Source organism: Seonamhaeicola sediminis (assembly GCF_004358095.2).
GTDB classification, from domain to species: Bacteria; Bacteroidota; Bacteroidia; order Flavobacteriales; family Flavobacteriaceae; genus Seonamhaeicola; species Seonamhaeicola sediminis.
This window is the reverse complement of record NZ_SMZJ02000028.1, coordinates 1-4360: the sequence shown is the minus strand read 5'-3', so window position 1 is coordinate 4360 and position 4360 is coordinate 1. Positions and strand designations below refer to the sequence as shown.

Annotated in this window: 2 protein-coding genes; one reads left to right on the top strand and one right to left on the bottom strand. The window is 34.2% G+C overall.

From position 1 onward, the window contains the following. Positions 1-317: 317 nt before the first annotated feature. A complete protein-coding gene (locus E1J38_RS14925) occupies positions 318-1373 on the bottom strand; it encodes an IS110 family RNA-guided transposase (RefSeq protein WP_133357640.1) in 1056 nt (351 codons plus the stop codon). Positions 1374-2537: 1164 nt separating this feature from the next. Between E1J38_RS14925 and E1J38_RS14920 the strand changes: the two genes are divergently transcribed. Further along, positions 2538-3671, top strand: a complete 1134-nt coding sequence (locus tag E1J38_RS14920; protein WP_133357629.1) for an ATP-binding protein — start codon at positions 2538-2540, stop codon at positions 3669-3671. Positions 3672-4360: the final 689 nt, after the last annotated feature.

The window sequence follows — 4360 nt, the reverse complement described above, 5'->3', positions numbered from 1 at the left end:
TCCTATGAAAAGCACTAGCCTAGTTCTCCAAAGTTAATATTTTATTTTTAATTATCTCATAATGATGATTCTGTGGTGTTGGAATGTTGATAATTCCGATAGGATTATCAATATTTCAACAGCCTTTAAATAACTTGCTCCGCATCCTATATGTGATCCATTCTTAAATACGATGGTCACCAGCATCTGTATGATTATAAGCTATAATAAACCTGGCCACTTGCTATAAATGTGTGATACCTATCAATCTGGTTCACCTACGGTGTTTTGTGATACAGGTTTTGCTACTTCTTTGTGAGCTTGGTTATTGGTTTATATTATTCTATAACACCTATGGTGTATGGTATTTCAGTTTTTATAACGGCTAAGGTTCTACTTAATAATTTACGAGCTACCTTTACTATGACACTTTTTACGTTCTTCCCTATATGCTTGCGATAATAGGCTTGCATAATAGGGTCAGTTCTTATCGCTTGCCATGAGGCTTCTATAAAATAGCTCCGCATTAAACGATGTGCTCGCATGGTGATACCTGTGTGTCTTTGATTATCGCCACTTTGATGAACACCTGGTGCTAGACCAACATAACCTGCCAAATGTTTTATACTATTAAAACGTCGCAAATCGCCCAATTCACAAATAATCCCGCAGGCTACTATACCTCCAATCCCTGGAATACTGCGCAATAAATAATAGTCCTTTTTATAATGCTTACGGCAATAGGCCCGAAGTTTTGAGGAAACATCCCTCAGTTCTTTATCTATAAATCTAAAACTACGCATCCTACTATCAAGCGTCTCACGTGCTGTAGGATGACTAAATACAAGTGAATCAAGCCAATGTCTAAAGTTATGACTCCAATGATCATTGTCAAATTCCTCTGGAATACTTACTCCAAAATAGAGTAGCTGCATCTTTAGGATACTCTTTATGCGTCTAAAGTCCTTCACTAAATCATTACGTCGTCTAAAGAGACTTCGCAATTGCTCTCGCTCTACTTCTGGAACATGAATACTATCTAGTCGACCATCCTTAAGTTCTCTGGCTATGAGCTGCGCATCAATCTTATCGGTCTTGGTAAAACGCTCTTTTCCCTTTCGGTGAATGTCTGCTGGATTAACTACTAATGAGCTCCATCCATAACTCTCAAAACTACGATGAGCATAATAACCACAGCAACCAGCTTCATAAGCAATAGTCACTTCATAGTCGGAAAAATGTTGCTCCACATAAACTTTTAATCCTTCTGGTTTTGGAGGCATCGTAAATGATTTCCCAGAAAATAAATCTGTGGCACAGTGTATTTTCCAACTTCGTTTGTGAATGTCGATGCCAATGTATAACTTTGGTTGAGCAGTTTGTTCAGTTTTCATATCTTAATCGTTTTAGTGAACTTTAAAGATACTGACTTACTGCTTTTTCATGGATGCTAAAAAACATTGCTTATTTTAGTTAAACCGTTTGGGCGTTGCTCGTTTGCTAGCTTCTGATTTTCCTTCGGAAAATCCTCGCATACAAACCCGCAACTATTCTTATACAACAACGTTAGCTTTAATGCGAGAGCCAGTTTGCGGAATAGAAAATCAAGGAAATTTCTCGTTTTTCAGAAAATATAAAATTAAAAAGACTAAAATTATACTTATGAAAAATAATTCATCCGTATTTAAGAACACCTTACTGAATAAAGCAATTTTTGTTTCAAGTATTTTTGTTAGTGCATTTTGGATATGGGTACAATTGTTCAATGTTTATAAATACCGCTTTGTTGGTGCAATTTTTGAATTACTTTGGCTTCCTTGTATTATTTCAATTTTCGGTATACCAATATTATCTCTTTATTTATTAATAAAAGAGAAGTTTAATATAAGGTCTCTTAATATATATTCTATAATAATGACAATAGTTGTTTTAATAATCTATACATATATTTTATAATTAATGATAATACTCATTTTAATAATCCATTTTATGAAATAAATTATTAGAATTAAAGAAATCACTAAAAGCTAACATAATGTAAAAACAATTGCTAGGTCAGTGTTTATCGGAAAGTCCTGCGGCCTTTCCTTAACTTGTTTTTCTTTTGTTTAAAGACATGCTGAACCACGCACCAGTTCTTACACAAAACCGATGATAGCACATTCGCCAAAGGCGAACTTTAATCTGCGCTGCTTCGCAGACAATGCATCTTAAAGCATGTGCTATCATCTGCAGGGTTAAACCAAATTACTACTAAAACCTATCCTAAAAATATCGCCTTCTGCGGGCTTCGAGCCAAAACGTGCGANTGCTTCTCGAATTCCCAAGCCAATAAATTCTACAATTTACGCTTCGCTTTCGCGAAGCTAATTGACAATCAATAATTAGAGAGTATATGGAAGTCCTTTTCTCTAATTATTGCTCAAGAATTTATTATCTTTTCATTCTCTAAGCAGAACTACGTTTAACCCTGCAGTTAGCTTTAATAATCTGAACGAACTGCAAATTTGATACTTTAACGGAATTTTAGTAAATTGCGTCAAATAAATGACGGAATTATGAATTATTTAGTCAGAGACTTATCAAATAGTATAATGAAGAAATTGCAATCTAATAAGGTTGTAATAATTTTTGGAGCACGTCGAGTTGGAAAAACAGTCCTTGTAAAAGAAATACTTGAACAAGTAAAAGAACCTGTACTTACGTTAAATGGTGAGGATATTAATGTTCACGACAAGCTTGCAATTAGAAGTGTTGAAAACTACAAACAGATTTTGGGTTCATACAAATTTCTGTACATTGATGAAGCCCAAAAAATACCTGAAATAGGTTTGAAGCTGAAACTAATGATTGATGAAATTGACGGACTAAAAATTATAATATCAGGTTCTTCATCATTTGATATTCATAAGGACGCTGGAGAACCATTAACAGGTAGAAAATATTCTTTTAACTTATTTGCTTTATCTGAAAATGAATACAATCAGGTTGAAAATAGTATTTCCAAAATTGACAAAGTAAGAGAAAGGTTGGTTTTTGGGAATTATCCAGAGTTATTGCACTTGCCTGACAGAGAGGACAAAATTGATTACTTAAACGAAATGGTTAGTTCATATCTACTGAAAGACATTTTGGTTTATGAAAATATTAAGAATTCACAGAAAATATTCAATCTTTTACGTCTGATAGCATTTCAAATCGGTGGAGAAGTATCGCTTCAAGAATTAGGAAGTCAATTAGGTATAAGTAAGAATACCGTTGAAAAGTACCTGGACTTATTAAGTAAAGTATTTATACTTCATAAAGTTGAAGGTTTTAGTAGGAATTTAAGAAAAGAAATAACCAAAAATTCAAGGTGGTACTTCTTGGACAATGGAATTAGAAATGCAGTGATTGCAAATTTTAATCCCATCGAATCTCGCAATGACATTGGTGCTTTGTGGGAAAATTATATGATTAGTGAAAGGTTAAAATATCAAGAATACAAAAGACTTTCATCTAATAATTATTTTTGGAGAACATATGAGCAACAGGAAGTTGATTGGGTCGAAGAACGTGACGGTTCATTGTTTGGTTATGAATTTAAATGGAAAGAAGACAAAGTTAAAATACCAACACAATGGAAAAGTGCATATCCAAATGCTTCTTTTGAAGTGATTAATATGGACAATTTTAATAATTGGTTGAAATAATTACTAAAGCTAACACGCGGTCATAAAACATAAGGGAGACAGAAGGTTATGAATCTTTTACATTTCAAATCAGCCCCGCCAATACTACTTTTTGACGGTTTTGCAAAAAATATTAACTTCAGTGCTAAACGTAGTTTTGGCTACTTAGCGGTTAGATAATGAAGTGCATTAAAACCCTTACGTTTCATACCGCCACCGATGATAGCACATTCGCCAAAGGCGAACTTTAATCTGCGCTGCTTCGCAGACAATGCATCTTAAAGCATGTGCTATCATCTGCAGGGTTAAACCAAATTACTACTAAAACCTATCCTAAAAATATCGCCTTCTGCGGGCTTCGAGCCAAAACGTGCGACATCGTCGGTNTTCTCGAATTCCCAAGCCAATAAATTCTACAATTTACGCTTCGCTTTCGCGAAGCTAATTGACAATCAATAATTAGAGAGTATATGGAAGTCCTTTTCTCTAATTATTGCTCAAGAATTTATTATCTTTTCATTCTCTAAGCAGAACTACGTTTAACCCTGCAGTTGTGCAACATTACCATTCACGTACTTTCCTGAAATAGGTTGACTAAAAATTAAACCTTTTAGCACTATACCTAATGAAAGACAAAAAACAACCCTGCCGAAAAACTTCCTACAAAAAAGTAGGTTTCGACTTAAAGCTTTTGATCATCGATCAAGTCC

Bases quoted from the DNA above. Each gene is read 5' to 3' on its own strand.
- E1J38_RS14925 (WP_133357640.1), bottom strand. From the start codon at position 1,373: ATGAAAACTGAACAAACTGCTCAACCAAAGTTATACATTGGCATCGAC.
- E1J38_RS14920 (WP_133357629.1), top strand. From the start codon at position 2,538: ATGAATTATTTAGTCAGAGACTTATCAAATAGTATAATGAAGAAATTG.